The 13,582-nt window shown below is 65.8% G+C and carries 13 protein-coding genes; all 13 read right to left on the bottom strand.

Annotated features, from left to right (window positions below; translation table 11 throughout):
• The 13 genes from ASC78_RS07275 to ASC78_RS07215 all read right to left on the bottom strand — a co-directional run bounded on the left by ASC78_RS07275 (position 1) and on the right by ASC78_RS07215 (position 13,541).
• Positions 1-1,143 carry a transporter substrate-binding domain-containing protein gene (locus ASC78_RS07275; RefSeq protein ID WP_055798539.1) on the bottom strand — a complete coding sequence of 381 codons (1,143 nt, stop codon included), beginning with the start codon at positions 1,141-1,143 and terminating at the stop codon, positions 1-3.
• Positions 1,144-1,154: 11 nt separating this feature from the next.
• Positions 1,155-2,156, bottom strand: coding sequence for an asparaginase (locus ASC78_RS07270; RefSeq protein WP_055798535.1), 1,002 nt, complete (start codon positions 2,154-2,156; stop codon positions 1,155-1,157).
• A gap of 4 nt (positions 2,157-2,160) precedes the next feature.
• Positions 2,161-2,868, bottom strand: coding sequence for a branched-chain amino acid ABC transporter ATP-binding protein (locus tag ASC78_RS07265; RefSeq protein WP_055798533.1), 708 nt, complete (start codon positions 2,866-2,868; stop codon positions 2,161-2,163).
• Positions 2,865-4,646: a branched-chain amino acid ABC transporter ATP-binding protein/permease gene (locus tag ASC78_RS07260; RefSeq protein ID WP_055798530.1), complete on the bottom strand. Its 1,782-nt coding sequence runs from the start codon at positions 4,644-4,646 to the stop codon at positions 2,865-2,867. The genes ASC78_RS07265 and ASC78_RS07260 overlap by 4 nt, the downstream gene beginning before the upstream one ends.
• Positions 4,639-5,472, bottom strand: coding sequence for a branched-chain amino acid ABC transporter permease (locus tag ASC78_RS07255; RefSeq protein ID WP_055798527.1), 834 nt, complete (start codon positions 5,470-5,472; stop codon positions 4,639-4,641). The genes ASC78_RS07260 and ASC78_RS07255 overlap by 8 nt, the downstream gene beginning before the upstream one ends.
• Positions 5,473-5,505: 33 nt before the next feature.
• Positions 5,506-6,669: a substrate-binding protein gene (locus ASC78_RS07250; protein WP_055798524.1), complete on the bottom strand. Its 1,164-nt coding sequence runs from the start codon at positions 6,667-6,669 to the stop codon at positions 5,506-5,508.
• A gap of 56 nt (positions 6,670-6,725) precedes the next feature.
• Positions 6,726-7,622: a nitrilase family protein gene (locus tag ASC78_RS07245; protein WP_055798519.1), complete on the bottom strand. Its 897-nt coding sequence runs from the start codon at positions 7,620-7,622 to the stop codon at positions 6,726-6,728.
• A 189-nt stretch (positions 7,623-7,811) separates the two neighbouring features.
• The gene (locus tag ASC78_RS07240) at positions 7,812-9,413 is read right to left on the bottom strand and encodes an MFS transporter (RefSeq protein WP_055798782.1); all 1,602 of its coding nucleotides are present in this window, start codon (positions 9,411-9,413) and stop codon (positions 7,812-7,814) included.
• Positions 9,406-9,801: a DoxX family protein gene (locus ASC78_RS07235; RefSeq protein WP_055798779.1), complete on the bottom strand. Its 396-nt coding sequence runs from the start codon at positions 9,799-9,801 to the stop codon at positions 9,406-9,408. Before ASC78_RS07235 ends, ASC78_RS07240 begins: the two co-directional genes overlap by 8 nt.
• Positions 9,802-9,806: 5 nt before the next feature.
• The gene (locus ASC78_RS07230; RefSeq protein ID WP_055798775.1) at positions 9,807-11,699 is read right to left on the bottom strand and encodes an amidohydrolase; all 1,893 of its coding nucleotides are present in this window, start codon (positions 11,697-11,699) and stop codon (positions 9,807-9,809) included.
• A gap of 107 nt (positions 11,700-11,806) precedes the next feature.
• Positions 11,807-12,085: a DUF1427 family protein gene (locus ASC78_RS07225; RefSeq protein ID WP_055798516.1), complete on the bottom strand. Its 279-nt coding sequence runs from the start codon at positions 12,083-12,085 to the stop codon at positions 11,807-11,809.
• 14 nt (positions 12,086-12,099) lie between these two features.
• Positions 12,100-12,753 carry a hydrolase gene (locus ASC78_RS07220; RefSeq protein WP_055798514.1) on the bottom strand — a complete coding sequence of 218 codons (654 nt, stop codon included), beginning with the start codon at positions 12,751-12,753 and terminating at the stop codon, positions 12,100-12,102.
• A 65-nt stretch (positions 12,754-12,818) separates the two neighbouring features.
• The gene (locus tag ASC78_RS07215) at positions 12,819-13,541 is read right to left on the bottom strand and encodes a pirin family protein (RefSeq protein ID WP_055798772.1); all 723 of its coding nucleotides are present in this window, start codon (positions 13,539-13,541) and stop codon (positions 12,819-12,821) included.
• Positions 13,542-13,582: the final 41 nt, after the last annotated feature.

The following is a 13,582-nucleotide window of genomic DNA, read 5'->3' as shown; positions in this document are numbered from 1 at the left end:
TCAATCCAGCCAGAACTCGGAAAAGCCGAGGGTCGACAGGTAGGGGTCCGCCTTGATCGGCTCCTTGCCCTCCCAGACGATGTCGAACTGTCCGTCGCTGCGGCATACGCCGATGCGCGGCGTCAGCGCGCAGTGGTTGTTGTCGGCATCGATGGACAGCAGGCCTTCGGGCGAATCGAATGTCACGGCATGGGCGCTCTGCACCAGGCGCGCCGTGTCGAGGCTGCCCGTGCGCTGCAGCGCGCGCGCGAACAGGTGGACCTGGCTGTAGGCCATCTCGGACCAGGTGCTGGTGGGCCGGTCGCCGAAGCGGGCGTGCCACAGTGAAACGAAGCGCTCATTGCTCTCGTTGTCCAGCGAGTTGAAGTACGTGGCCGAAGTGATGTGGCCTTCGCACAGGTCGGCGCCGATCAGCCGGATCTCTTCTTCCGCCATGGACAGGCTGGCGATGGGAATGCGCTTGGGATCTAGCCCGTGCTTTCGGTACAAGCGATAGAACTGCCGCGCGGACTCGCCGACCAGCGTCGAGAAAACGACGCTGGGCTGAAGCAGGACGATGTCGCGAATGACTTCCTCGAGCTGCGCTTCGCCGGCCTCGACCGGCAGGTAGACCTCGTCGAGGATTTCTCCGCCATGCTGCTCGACCATGTCGCGCATCACCCGGTTCGATTCGCGCGGGTAGATGTAGTCCGCGCCGACCAGAAAGAACCGCGACCCCTTGTTGCGCAACAGGTAGGCCGCCAGCTGCATGGCGTTCTGGTTGAGGCAGGCGCCGGTATAGATCACGTTCGGCGAGTACTCGAATCCCTCGTAGAACGAGCAGTACCAGAGCAGGCCGTTGTTCCGTTCGACGACCGGCAACACCGCCTTGCGGCTCGACGACCGGGAGCAGCCGAAGATCACGTTCACTTCATCGTCGATGAGCAAGCGCGTGGCCAGGCGCCGGTACTCCGCGGAGTCGCCCTTCGGGTCATAGACCACCGGCGCCAGCTTGCGGTCGAGCACGCCGCCCATCGCGTTGATCTCCTCGATCGCCAGGGCCGTTCCAAAAAAGTGCTCCGACTCGGTCACGCCCGTCGCACCCGACCGGGAGAACAGGACGCCAATGCGCCAATCGGCGGCTGATGTGCTCATGGTTGCCATCCTGGGTGATCCTAACGATCGAACAAGGCCTGCAGCGAGGCGGTGGATTGCGCTGTCTGCAGCGCCAGCATCAAGAGGATCCTGGCCTTGTGCGGACTCAGGTTGTCCGCAAATGTCGCCCCGACATTCTTGAGCGTCTTGCCACCGCCTGTAAAGCCGTAGATCGGCCGTACCCGCCCGTTGGGCACGCGCGTGGAGATCACCACCGCAATGCCTGCATCGATGGCTTCCGCGATCGCCTCGTACATGGCCAGGTTGACGTTGCCCCAGCCCAGCGCCTGTACGACGATGCCCTTGACCCCAGCGCTTGCCGCGTGGCGAATCAACGAGCCGTCAGCGCCGCCGTACATGCAAATGATCGCCACATCCGGCAGTGCGATACCGGCCAGCGGGAGTTGCTGCCGCCGCTGCGGTTTGCGGGAGAACACCACCTTGTCGTCGTCCACTGTGCCGAGCAAGCCGAAGTCGCCGGATTTGAACGCCTCGACGTCCGACGTGTGCGACTTGGTGACCTCGCGCGCCGCATTGATCTGGTTGTTGAGCACCACCATCGCGCCATTTCCGCGGGCCTCCGGGGCGATGCAGACGCGTGCGGCATTGAGCAGGTTGCGCGGCCCGTCAGAATCGGGATCCGAGGCATTGCGCTGGGCGCCCGTCAGCACCACGGGCTTGCCGCTCGCGATCGTGAGGTCCAGGAACCAGGCCGTTTCTTCCAGCGTGTCGGTGCCGTGCGAAACGATCGCGCCCGCCACATCGTCCTGCGCCAGCGCCGCTTCGACCGCGCCGTGCAGTGCCACCCACTCCGCGGGGCCCATGTAGTCGGACGGCACGTTGAGCAGGTTCTGCACACGCAGGTCCGCGATGCGCTGGAGGCCCGGAACGCGCGCGAGCAATTCGTCGCCGGAAAGGGCCGGCACCGGCGCATTCCCGGCCGGGTCGGTTTTCATGGCGATGGTGCCGCCGGTCGAGATGAACTGGCAAACAGGCATCGCCGTGCGGGTTGAATTTTTCATGAGCTCAGACCCGAAGATGATTGAAGACCTGCTCCACGGCTTCGCCGGCGCGGGCATTTCCTTCATCGACGATCTCGCCTTGCTTCAGCACGACGAACCGATCGACGACCTTCAGGGCGAATGGCACGTTCTGCTCGACGATGAGCATGGCGGTGCCGCGCTTTTCACGCTCCCACAGCAGTGCGTCGGCCAACCGGTCGATGACGGAGGGCTGCAGCCCTTCGGTGATCTCGTCCAGCAAGATCACGGACGGCCGCATCATCAGCGCGCGCGCCAGCAAAAGCATCTTCTGCTCGCCGCCCGAGAGCGTACCGGCGTACTGCCTGAGACGTGTCTTGAACACCGGAAACACGGGCTCGATCTCCGTAAAGCGCTCGTCGAAGGTCGACTCCTTCGCCAGCCCGAGCCGCAAGTTGTCGCGGATGCTGAGATCGGCAAAAAGCGCTTGCTCCTGCGCCGCGTAGGCAATGCCGAGGCGGGCGATCTTGTGCGGCGCAAAGCGCGTGATGTCGCCGCCCGCCAACTGGATGCCGCCCGACTTTTTCGGCAGGTAGCCCATCACCGTCTTCAGCAAGGTGCTTTTGCCCATGCCGTTCTTGCCCAGCAGAGCCACGGCCTCGCCGGCGCCGATGATGAGCGACACATTCCGGAGAACGACAGAGGCCTTGTAGCCGCTGGTCACCGCGTTCAATTGCAAGGCAGCCTGGCTCATGCAGCCTCCTTGGCGGCGTGCGCGCTGCCGGCGTAGATGGTCTTGACGAGATCGGAGTTCACCACTTCCTGGAAGCTGCCCTGCATGACGATCGTGCCTTGATGCAGCACCACGATGCGCGTGGCAATCTCCTCGACGAAATCCAGGTCGTGCTCCACGAGCAGGCAGCACAGGCGGTAGCGATGCGCGAGCGACGAGAGCACCTTGCCGATCTGCGTGCGCTCGGTCTTTGTCAGGCCGGCGGTCGGCTCGTCCAGCAGCACGATGCGGGGCTCCAAGGCCAGCACCATCGCCAGCTCCAGGGCTTGCTGCTCCCCATGCGAGAGATCCCTGGCCACCACGTTCAGCTTGCGGTCCAGCCCGGTGGTGCGCACCACATCGAGTGCATATGGCGGAAGCCGCAGCGCACTGTCGTTGCGCAAGAGCGATGGAGACTCGAGGATGGTGCCCGCGATGCGCAGGCATTCCGCGACGGTCAGCGACTCGAACACGTTCGCGTTCTGGAACTTGCGGCCCAGCCCGAAGCGCACGCATGCATTGGGCGGCAGCAGGCCGATGTCGTTTCCGCACAGCTCGACCGTGCCCGCACTGCGGTCGGCGCCGTCGCTCATGCAGCGCATCAGCGTCGTCTTGCCCGCACCGTTGGGGCCGATCAGGCCGACCAGTTGGCCCGCATGCGCCTCCAGGTCGATGCCCTGCAAGACCTTCAGGCTCCCGAAGCTCTTGGTCAGGCCGCGCATCGCCAACGCCGGCTTGCCCGCGTCGGCTGTCGATGCACGAACCGGCCGCTCGACCAGCGCGAGCACCCGCGCAGGCTGCCGGCCCAAGCCCAGCGGCTTCAGCAGCAAGGGCACCAGCCCCTGTGGAAACAGCACGATGACCAGCACGAAGGCGACGCCCAGGATGAGTTGCCACGCGAAGGGCATGCTGCCGCTCAGATAAGCGGTCGCGACGTTGATCAGCACCGCGCCGATCAATGGTCCCCACAACGTGCCGCGCCCCCCGAGCGCCACCCAGATGATGAGCTCGGTGCCGAAGACGAAGCCCGTGAGTTCGGGTGCCACGACGCCGCTGAACGAGCCGTAGCCGAAGCCGGCCAGCCCGGCAATGACGGCGGTGGCGACCAGCAGGGCGATCTTCACGAGCGACGCATCGATGCCGAGGTAGGAGCAGCGCGACTCGTTGTCGCGAATCGCGGCCAGGACCCGGCCGGCATCGCTGCGGACCACCTTCCAGGCGAGCAGGGCCGCAACGACAAGCGCCGCGCCGGACACCCAGTACCAGGCTTCCAGCGAGAGATCGAATGTCTGGTAGCCGGTGAGCCCCGAACTCGATCCTGTCCACTCGCCGCCGCTCAGCAGCAGCTGCGTCAGCACGATCGGCAGCACCAGCGAGATGACCGTCGCGAAGAACGGCGATGCACCGCGATAGAACGATAGCCAGCCGACGAGCGCGGCCACGGCCGCCGTCACCAGCACCGCCGCGCCGATGGCGAGAAACACCGTCGAGGCGGAGAACCCGCCATGCGTGAACGCGAGCCCCGCCGCATAGGCGCCAATGCCGAAGAAGGCCGACTGCCCGAACGTCAGGTAGCCTGTGTAACCCCAGAGCACATCAACAGTGATGGCTGCGATGGCGAAGAAGAACGACTTGATCAGGATGTTGAGCAAGTAGGTATCGAAGACCCACGGCCCGATGGCAATGAGCAAAATGCCCGCGATGCCGAGCGCCAGCAGGCCACGCGCGGAGCGCGCCGGTCTTTGATCGGCTTCAGCCATGTGCGAACCCCTTCGGGCGGATGCGCAGCGTGACGGCCGCGAGAACCGCGATGGTCAGGCCGCCGAGGACCGGACTGGCGTAGGTGCTGACCAGCACCTGGCAAGCGCCGAAAACCAGGCAGGTCAGCATCAGGCTCACCATCGAGTGGCCCGAAACCATGACCAGCATGAAGGCGCTCACCAGCCAGGCCATTCCCATGTTCGGATCGACGCTCGACAGCGGCGTGATCATGGTGCCGGCCAGGGTGCCCAGGCCTGCGCCGAGACTGAAGGTGACGAAGCGCACCCAGCCCGCGTGAATGCCGAGGCCGCTGGCCAAGTCCTCGTTCATGATCACGGCGCGGGTGCGGATGCCGAAGCGCGTGCCGTTGAGCAGACCGGTCAGCAGGAGACACATCACAATGGCGACGGGAACCAGCAGCAGCCGGTACGCAGAGTAGTCGATGCCGAAGAGCGACCAGGTGCCCGACAACGGCGAATCGACGAACTGCACCTCGCGGCCGAAGGCCATCACGATCAGCTGGCCGATGACGATGCCGAGTCCCCAGGTCGCAAGGATGGCGTCGAGCGGCCGCTTGTACAGCGGCCGGACGATCAGTCGTTCGACGGCCATGCCGACCACCATGCCCGCAGCGAAGGCCAGCGGCCAACTGAGCCACGGATCGAGCTTCAGCTGCGTGACGACGTAGCTCGCATAGCCGCCCAGCGTGAGCAGCGCTCCATGCGCGAAGTTGACGATCTTCATCACGCCGAAGATCATCATCAAGCCTGCCGTGACGACGAACAGCATGGCCGCCGTCGTCAGCAGGTCCAGTAGCAGCACCATGAATGTCTCCTGCGGCTTTCTAGCGTTGCGGCTTCAGTTGAGGTTGGGGCACTGCGCGCCCGGATCAACGTTGGCGAAGGTCTGGAGGATCTTGACCGAGCCGTCCGCCTGAACCTGGCCGAGGCGCATCGACAGCGGCGTGTGGCGGCTCTTGTTCATCTGCACCGTGCCGCGCGGGCCGTTGAACGACACCTCTGCCAGGGCCGGGATCACCTTGGCCGCGTCGGTCGACCCCACCTTCTCTGCTGCTGCCTTGTACAGGTAGAACGCCTCGTATTGCGGCTCGGACAGCTCGTTGGGCGTTTTCAGGTCGGCGCCGAATTTCTTCGTCATGGCAGCCACGAATTTCTTGTTCTCGGGCGTGTCGATGCTCGTCAGGTAAGAGGCCGACATGTACATGCCGCTGGCCGCATCGCCCATGGTCTTGGCCGTGCCCTCGTCGATGGCGAGGTTGCCGTAGGGCAGCGTCATGCCGGCACCCTTGAGCTGCTTGGCCAGCGAGACATTGGGTGCACCGCCGGCGGTCGCGCTGATCAACGCATCGGGCTTGACCGAACGGATCTTCGAGATGACCGATGTCCAGTCGCTGCCGTCGATCGGCAGGAACTCCTCGCCGATGACCTTGCCGCCCTTTTTCTCGATGTACTTCTTGGTGAAGTTCAGCATGCCGCGCCCGAACGAATAGTCGTTGCCGACCAGGAAGAAGGTCTTGGCGCTCTTGCTTGCCAGAAAGTAGTCGACCACCGGCGCCACCTGCTGCTCCGGCACCCAGCCGTTGACGTACATCGCGTTGTTGCAGGAACGTCCTTCGTAGAACGACGTGTAGATGTAGGGCACCTTGCCCTTGCTCACGATCGGCAGCGCGGCATTGCGCGCGGCGCTGGTTTCCATGGCGATGATGGCGGCAACCTTCTTCTGGAACACCAGCGTGTCGAAGGCCTTCTGTGCGCCGACGGCGCCCGATGCGTCGTCGACGATCTCCAGTTCGACCTTGCGCCCGAGGATGCCGCCCGCTGCGTTGATCTCTTCCACCGCCAGTTGCGACGACTGAACGACGGCCGGCGCGACGACGCTGTTGGCACCGGAAAGACCGACGGCCACGCCGATCTTGATGGGGTCCGCGGCGTAGGCACCCGCGGTGATGGCGGCCATGGCGGCGACGGCGCTCAGGCGGAAAAAGCGTTGGAATGTTTGCATGACGAGACCTCGTTGAGTGAAGAGAGGGTTGAATGGCGAGTGGGTGGAACGGGAAATCAGTGGCGCGGCAGTTTCCAGCCGGTGCCCAGCATGGGGTCGTAGATGTCGTCTCTGCGGTCTCGCAGAACATCGTTGAAGACGTTGAGATGTCGCGCACTGCGCGACTTCCTGAGATTGATCGACGCATACAGGATCTCTTCGCTGTCGCGGCTGGCCGGGCCTGCGACAGGCCAGCCTTGGGCACCGACGATCAGGCTCTGGCCGATGAAGGGCTGACCGCGCTCGGTGCCGACCCGATCGGCGCAAATGATGTTGAGGCCGTTGCTGTGCGCATTTGCCATCGCCAACGTATTGGCCATTGCCGCATGCCCTTCGACCTGACCCGGCATCGGCACCCAGTTGGTCGGCATGCACACGAAGTCCGCGCCCTGCATGGCCAGCAGCCGGTAGACCTCGGGGAACCACCCGTCGTAGCAGATGATGGCGCCCAATCGTCCGATTTCGGTATGGAACACCGGTAGGCCGAGGTCGCCGGACTCAAAGAAAAGATGCTCGTCGCCCCAGAGATGCAGCTTGCGGTAAGTGCCGATGTAGCCGTGCGGGCCGGCTACCAGCGCGGCGTTGAAGAGCCGGTCGCCGACCCGCTCCGCGATGCCCGCAACAACGTGGATCTTGCAGCGGCGCGCCACCTCGAGCCACACCTGCGAGCTCTCGCCGTCCGGCACCGATTCGGCCAGCGCGAAAGCCTCCTGCCGCGAGGCGAACACGTAGCCAGTGTTCGCCAACTCGGGCAACACTGCAACCACCGCACCCTGCCGCGCCGCCTCCTCGATGAGGTCGACCGACCTCCTGAGGTTGGCCGCCTTGTCGCCGATGCGCGGCGCCATCTGGATGCTGGCCACCTTCACGTCTGGGAAAACGTTCGCCTCTTCGGCGGTTTGAACCATCGTCATCTGAGCTCCAAAAACGAAAAAGCCCTCGACGACGCTTTCGCGTATATCGAGGGCTTTAATAGCCGGTATGTGAAGCAGCGCTGTTGCTGCCCGACAGCAAACTTAACCGGTTGCTGTCGTGAGGCTGAAGGTTAAGAAGATGATCAGCTCATGTCAATGGAATTTTGAACTCATCTGCTGGAGTAAACCCTAGAGCGACAGGAAGTGATGCACCTCGGGCCTGCCCGGCCCTGTGTGAAAGCGCAGGGCTTCGGCTTGCAGGTCCGCGTCGGCATGCGACACGCGATGGTGCTGGCGCAGATGCTCGGCCCACGACTCCACGAGGAACCACTCGACGATGCGCTCGGCATCGACCGTGTGTTCGGTGATGCCCCAGGCATAGGCGCCGTCTCGGCGGCGCTCCAGCGAGAGCCGCTTCATCACGGCCAGAAACGCGGCGCGGTCCTCCTTGCGGATGCGGTATTCGACCTGAATCATCACGGGCCCACGGTCATGCGCGACGGGCTCGGCCACCAGCGGTTCGGGCCAATGGTTGGAGGGCTGCAGATCGGCCTCACCGGCCGGCAGCTTCACGCGGTGGAACGCGAGCGCCACCCCGACGAGCCCCACCGCACCCACCACCAGCGTGGCCGGCACGCCCACCTGCTGCGCGACCAGGCCCCAGCCCAGGCTGCCGGCGGCCATGGCGCCGTTGAAGACGGTGAGGTACACCGCCAGCCCGCGCCCGCGCACCCAGTTCGGCAGGATGGATTGGGCCACGCCGTTGAGCGTGGTGAGTGCAATGATCCAGCCGAGCCCCAGCACCAGCAGCAACAGCACGGCGAGCCACTTCGGCGGCGCGAACACAAGGCTGCCCATCACCGCCGCGGTGAGCAGCGACGCGAGCAGGATGAGCCCGTCGGCGTCGAGCCGAGCGCGCAGCCGCGGCATGACAAGCGCACCGCCGATCGCGCCCGCACCCACAGCGCCCAGCAGCACGCCGTAGAAGCTCGCCGTGCCGCCGAGCATCTGCCGTGCGACCAGTGGCAGCAGCGCCCAGACCGAACTCGCGAACAGGAAGAACACGGCCGCGCGCAGCAGCACAACGTGCAGCTCCTTGCTGGCACGCGTGTAGCGCAGCCCGGCGCGGAAGGCGCCGAGAAAGTTCTCGGACAATCCGCTGTCCGCGGCCGCCGGGCGCTTCCACCACAAGAGCGCCGCGATCACGAAGGCATAGCTCAGCACGTCGACGCCATAGGTGACCGCCGCACCGAAGCTCGCGAGGATCAGCCCGCCCGCGGCCGGGCCGATGGAACGCGCGATGTTGATGCCCAGCGAGTTCAGCGCCACCGCGCCCTTGAGCTCGGCCCGCGGCACGAGCTCAGGCACGATCGACTGCCACGTCGGCCCCATCAGCGCAGCGCCGATGCCGCCTACGAAGGTCAGCGCGATGAGGTACTCCACGGTGAGCGCGCCGGTGTGCGAGAGCACGAGCAGCGCGCCGCTGACGGCCGCGAGCACCAGCTGCACGAAGATCAGGAAGCGCCGCCGGTCGAGGATGTCGGACAGCACGCCGGCCGGGATCGCGAGCAGGAAGATCGGCAGCGTGGCCGCGGTCTGGATCAGCGCCACCGCGGTGGGGTTCGCCGAAAGATCCGTCACCAACCACGAGCTGGCCACGTCGCGCATGAAGCTGCCGATGTTGCCGAGAACGGTGGCGGCCCACAGCACCGCGAACACCGGCTGGCGCAGCGGCGCGAAGGCGCCAGGCTGCGGGGGCGACGCGACCGCGCCGGCTTGGGGTTCAGTCATGCGCACGCTCCCGCAGGTCATGCCAGGCCACCAGCAGGAAGCCGCCGACCAAGCCCAGGTGTTCGAAGAAGGAATTGGCCGCCATGAAGCGCTCGGGCTGCGGCATCTCCCAGAAACGCAGCGCGACGAAGGTCGCGAGCAACGTGAAGCCGCCGAGCGCCAGCGCGCCCAGCCAGCGCAAGACACCCGTGAGGATGAGCGCCGAGGCGCCCAGTTCCAGCACGATGACGGCGATGGCGAGCGGTGCCGCGGGCGACAGGCCGAAGTGGTTCATCTCGGCGATGGCCGCGTTGAAGTCCATGGCCTTGTTCAGCCCGCCCTGCAGGTAGGCCGCGCACAGCAGCAGCAAGGCGACCCAGCGCACTGCGGGTGAAGAGGTCCAGCGCATGGCCATCACACCGCCCAGCAGGCGCAGCCGAGCGCGCCCCAGAAGCTCTTGAGATCCGCGATCGGCAGCTTGCTGCTCCAGGCCGTCGCGTGCTGGTGACCGTGCACGCTGCAGTTGTTGGCGCAAGCGCAGGACATGGCCGCGTGGCGCATCGCCTTTTGCAGCGGTGCGCCCTCGGCATCGCCCCAACCGGCGTAGCCGCCGAAACTGCGCACCGGCGACCAGTCGGGCATGGCCGGCGGCGGCGCGCCCTCGTCGTGCGACTGGAACGGCCCGGCGCCATACACCACCTTGCCGCCCACCATGGTCAAGAGCGCCGTGGTGTCGGCGATCTCCGATTCGGCGCAGGCGAAGAAGTCGCGGTCGGGCACCACCAGGTCGGCGAGCATGCCGGCCTCGATGCGGCCCTTCTTGCCGACCTCGTTGGAGAACCAGGTCACGTTCTCGGTCCACATGCGAAGCGCCGCCTCGCGGTCCAGGCAGTTGCGCTGCGGGTACAGCTGCATGCCGCCCACCGTCTTGCCGGTGACCAGCCACGAGAGCGACACCCACGGGTTGTACGAAGCGACGCGCGTGGCGTCGGTGCCCGCGGACACCTTCACGCCCTTCTCGAGCATGCGCTTGACCGGCGGCGTGGCCTCGGCCGCACCGGCGCCGTAGCGCTCGACGAAGTATTCGCCCTGGTAGGCCATGCGGTGCTGCACCGCGATGCCGCCGCCCAGCGCGGCGATGCGGTCGATCGACTTCTCGGAAATGGTCTCGCAGTGATCGAAGAACCAGTTCAGGCCCGCGAGCGGCGTGTCGCGGTTGACCTTCTCGAACACGCCGAGCGCGCGGTCGATGGTCTCGTCGTAGGTCGCGTGCATGCGCCACGGCCACTTGTTCTGCACCAGCACACGCACCACTTCTTCCAGATCGTCTTCCATTTCTGGCGCCATGTCGGGCCGCGGCTGGCGGAAGTCCTCGAAGTCGGCGGCCGAGAAGACCAGCATCTCGCCCGCGCCGTTGTGGCGGAAGTAGTCGTCGCCCTGCTTGTACTTGGACGTGGCGGTCCAGTTGAGGAAGTCCTGCTTCTCCTGCTTGGGCTTTTGCGTGAAGAGGTTGTAGGCCAGGCGGATGGTGAGCTGGCCGGCATCGGCCAGCTGCTGAATGACTTGGTAATCCTCGGGAAAGTTCTGGAAGCCGCCGCCCGCATCGATGGCGCCGGTCACGCCCAGTCGGTTGAGCTCGCGCATGAAGTGGCGCGTGGAATTGAGCTGGTATTCGAAGGGCAGCTTCGGCCCCTTGGCGAGCGTGGCGTAGAGGATGCTCGCATTGGGCTTGGCCAGCAGCAGGCCGGTCGGGTTGCCGGCCGCGTCGCGCACGATCTCGCCGCCGGGTGGCGCGGGCGTGTCCTTGGTGTAGCCCACCGCACGCAACGCGGCGCCGTTGAGCAGCGCGCGGTCGTACAAGTGCAGCAGGAACACCGGCGTGTCGGGCGCCACCGCGTTGAGCTCTTCGATGGTCGGCAGGCGCTTTTCGATGAACTGGTGTTCGGTGAAGCCGCCCACCACGCGCACCCATTGCGGCGCGGGCGTTATGGCGACCTGGCGCTTCAGCATCGCCATCGCGTCGGCCAGGCTGCGCACGCCGTCCCAGCGCAGTTCGAGGTTGAAGTTGAGGCCGCCGCGGATGATGTGCAGATGGTTGTCGATCAGGCCCGGCAGCACGCGTTTGCCCTGCAGGTCGATCACGCGGGTGCCGTCGCCTGCCAGCGAGAGGATGTCTTGCGCGCGGCCCACACGGGTGAAGCGGCCGTCCTTGATGGCCACGGCGTCGGCGACGGGGTTGGTGCGGTCCAGCGTGGTGAAGCGGCCGTTGTGCAAGATGAGGTCGGGAGTGGTGGTGGTGCCTGCCATGTCGGGTGTCCTCGAAGGATTGGATTGTGCCGATGCGGCGCCGGCCAGCGCGGCGCCAAGCGTGCCGAGGCAGAGCCGCCGGCGCTGTTCGTCGAATGATGGATCGCTCATGCGTCTTTGCCCGGTGCAGCGGCCTGGCCGGCCTTGGCGCATTGTGGCAACTCGCCGAACACATGCGGCTTGACCTGGTGGTGCAGCCACGAGGTGGCAGCCACGGCCTCGGGCTTGAGCCAGCCCTTGACCAGGGGCGGAATCTGCTCGCCGAGCAGAATTCCGAGAAGCCCCACCAGGGCGATCACCGGCGGGGCCGGGGAGCGCACCTGAAAGAGCGCGTAGATCACGCCGACCAAAAGGCCCAGCGCAAGCGACAGGACATAGGGCTTCATCGGAATGCGCCCGCTCAGCCTTCGTGCGCGCCGAACATGGTCTTGGCGTAGGTCACGCCCAGGCCGTAAGCGCCGCCGAACTTCTTCGCAATGCCGGTGGTCAGTTCGTAGGTGTCGGTGCGGGCCCAATCGCGCTGCAGCTCGAGCAGGTATTGCAGCGAGGTCATCGGCTGCGCGCCGGCCTGCACCATGCGGTCCATCGCGCGGTTGTGCGCCTCGGTCGACACGTCGCCGCAGGCGTCGGCGATCACGAACACCTCAAAACCCTGGTCGAGCGCCGACAGCGCGGGGCCCACGATGCAGACGCCCGTCCACAGCCCCGACAGCACGATGCGCTTTTTGCCGATCTCGTTCACGCGGTCGATCACTGCCGCGTCTTCCCAGGTGTTCATCGAGGTGCGGTCGAGCATCTTCTGGCCCGGGAAAGCATCGGTGATCTCGCTGAACATCGGGCCCGAAAAACTCTTCTCGGCCACGGTGGTGAGGATGGTCGACACGCCGAAGCCGGCCGCCGCATTGGCCACCAAGGCGGCGTTGTTGCGCAGGTTCACCGCGTCGATCGAGTGCGTGGCAAAAGCCATCTGCGACTGGAAGTCGATCATGACCAGCGTGTGGTCGGCGGGGGTGAGCAGCTTGGCGCCGGCGGTGGGGGTGGCTTTGATGGACATGAAGTACTCCGTTTGAAAAATTGAAAAGTAAGGGAAGGGACAGGGAACCGGGACGCGTTGACGCGTCAGTGGAAGGAAGGCAGCTCGTTCGGCCGCAGGTCGAACACCAGCACCTCGGCGCCTTCGCCCCGGGTCAGTTCGATCCGCTGTTCGCCGCGCAGCCGCGCGCCGTCGCCTTCGCCCAGCCGCTGGCCGTTGAGCTCGACGCTGCCGCGCGCCACATGCACATAGGCATGCCGATCGGGACCGAGCTCGAGCGAGGCGGATTCATCGCCGTCGAACAGGCCGGCATAGACGCGGGCGTCCTGGTGCACGGCCAGCGAGCCGTCGGTGCCTTCGGGCGAGACGATCAGCCGCAGGCGGCCGCGCTTTTCTTCCGGTGCGAAGTGCACCTGCTGGTAGCGCGGCGCCACGCCCTTGGCGTTCGGCGTGATCCAGATCTGCAGAAAGTGCAGCGGATCGGCGGCCGACGAATTGAACTCGCTGTGGCGCACGCCGGTGCCGGCGCTCATCATCTGCACGTCGCCGGGGCGGATGACGGAGCCCGTGCCCATGGAGTCCTTGTGCTCGAGCGCGCCGTCGAGCACGTACGAGAAGATTTCCATGTCGCGGTGCGGGTGGGTGCCGAAGCCGCGGCCGGGATGCACGCGGTCATCGTTGATCACCAGCAGGTCCGAGAAGCCCTGTTGCGCGGCGTCGTGGTAGTGGCCGAAGGAGAAGGTGTGGCGCGACTTGAGCCAGCCGAAGTCTGCGAGTCCGCGGTCATTGGCGCTGCGAATTTCCAACATGATTTCCGTCCTTTGTGGTTCGATGGATTCGATTTGATTCA

Source organism: Variovorax sp. Root318D1, from assembly GCF_001424835.1.
Lineage (GTDB): Bacteria > Pseudomonadota > Gammaproteobacteria > Burkholderiales > Burkholderiaceae_C > Variovorax.
Note: the sequence above shows the minus strand (reverse complement) of the source record. Positions and strands in the feature narration are given on the sequence as shown.